The sequence below is a fragment of the Mycobacterium sp. genome (assembly GCF_049673265.1).
GTDB lineage: Bacteria > Actinomycetota > Actinomycetes > Mycobacteriales > Mycobacteriaceae > Mycobacterium.
The window spans coordinates 1-1733 of sequence record NZ_JBATXN010000617.1 but is presented as its reverse complement, the minus strand read 5'-3'; the positions used below and the strand labels follow the sequence as shown (position 1 = coordinate 1733).

The following is a 1733-nucleotide window of genomic DNA, read 5'->3' as shown; positions in this document are numbered from 1 at the left end:
TCCCAAGGCCGCAGGTTAACCCCAAGCGAACATCTGACGACGAGTGAAATATACCTGCGTTTCCAAGCCTCGTTCTTTCGACAACCGCGCCCTCATACCATCAGAATTAGCGCCGTGAACCTTCAGTTGTTCCTTCTGATCATCGTCGTGATCACCGCCCTCGCATTCGATTTCACGAACGGGTTTCATGACACCGGCAACGCCATGGCCACCTCCATCGCCAGCGGCGCACTCAAGCCGAAAGCCGCGGTAACGCTCTCAGCGGTGCTGAACCTGCTCGGCGCATTCCTGTCCACCGCCGTCGCGGCGACGATCGCCAAGGATCTGATCAACGGTCATCTGGTGACCCTCGACCTGGTCTTCGCCGGTCTCGTCGGCGGGATCGTCTGGAACCTGCTGACCTGGCTGCTGGGTATCCCGTCGAGTTCGTCGCACGCCCTGGTCGGCGGGATGGTCGGCGCGATGATCGCCGCGGTCGGCGGACACGGGGTTATCTGGACCGGCGTGGTGTCCAGGGTGCTCATCCCGGCCCTGGTGTCGGTGGCGTTGGCCGGCCTGGTCGGCGCGATCGGCACCTTTCTGGTCTACCGGCTCAATCGCGGCGTCCCGGAGCAGCGCAGCGAGGCCGCTTTCCGCCGCGGCCAGATCTTCTCGGCGTCGCTGGTCTCGCTGGCACACGGCACCAACGACGCGCAGAAAACGATGGGCATCATCTTCCTGGCGCTGATCTCCTACGGTGCGGTCAGCAGGACCGCCGCCTTGCCCCCGTTCTGGGTCATTTTGGCCTGTGCAACGGCGATGGCGTTGGGCACCTACTTCGGCGGCTGGCGAATCATCCGCACCATGGGTAAGGGACTCGTCGAAATCAAGTCGCCACAGGGCATGGCCGCCGAATCATCTTCTGCGGTAATCATTCTGCTGTCCGCTCACTTCGGGTACGCCCTGTCCACCACACAGGTGGTAACCGGATCCGTGCTCGGCAGCGGGGTCGGCAAGCCCGGTGCGGAGGTGCGCTGGGGCGTTGCCGGCCGGATGGCGACCGCCTGGCTGATCACGCTGCCGTCGGCCGGTCTGGTCGGCGCCATAACCTACTGGGTGACACACGGTATCGGTGGCTTCGCCGGCGCGATCATTGGCTTCGCGCTGCTGGTGGCGGTGGCCTCGGCGATCTACCTGCGCTCGCGCAAGACGAAGGTCGACCACACGAACGTCAACGCTGAGTGGAAGGGCGACCTGACCACCGGGCTGGACGAAATCGATCAAACCTCGGTCCCCGTCGGCGCGGGAGTCCCTGCCGGGAACGGCGCGGTTTCCGATGCAGTGCACAGCGCCCCACCCAAGAAAGTAGGCATGCAATGAGCCACTGGTTCAACTACGAGGCTTCGCTGAAGATCCTGATCTTCGGGTTGCTCCTCGGTAGCGGGATGCCTGCGCTGTTCGCACTCGCAGTCAGGGCGGGCTCCGTAGGCGCCGGTCTCGCAGCCAACGACGATGCCGCCGTGTGGCCAAAGAATTCGGCGCTGACCGCGCTCAGCTGGGCGTTGTACGCATTGGCGCTGTTCTTCGTCGCGCTCGGTGTGTTGTACATCGCCCGGGACTTCCTCGGGGCCCACACCGGCTGGTACATCCTGGGAGCCAAACCCGCGTAACATCAAAATTCGTTCGCTGTTCAGGCTTAACAAGGCCGTGCGGGGGAAGTTGAGGCAGTGTGAACCGATTCCTCACCTCGATCG

At 63.8% G+C, this 1733-nt stretch carries 2 protein-coding genes; both read left to right on the top strand.

From position 1 onward, the window contains the following. Positions 1 to 114 precede the first annotated feature (114 nt). Positions 115 to 1359 carry an anion permease gene (locus WBF82_RS20830; RefSeq protein ID WP_424080594.1) on the top strand — a complete coding sequence of 415 codons (1245 nt, stop codon included), beginning with the start codon at positions 115 to 117 and terminating at the stop codon, positions 1357 to 1359. Further along, entirely contained in the window at positions 1356 to 1649 is a 294-nt protein-coding gene (locus tag WBF82_RS20825) for a hypothetical protein (RefSeq protein ID WP_424080593.1), read from the top strand. Before WBF82_RS20830 ends, WBF82_RS20825 begins: the two co-directional genes overlap by 4 nt. Positions 1650 to 1733 lie beyond the last annotated feature (84 nt).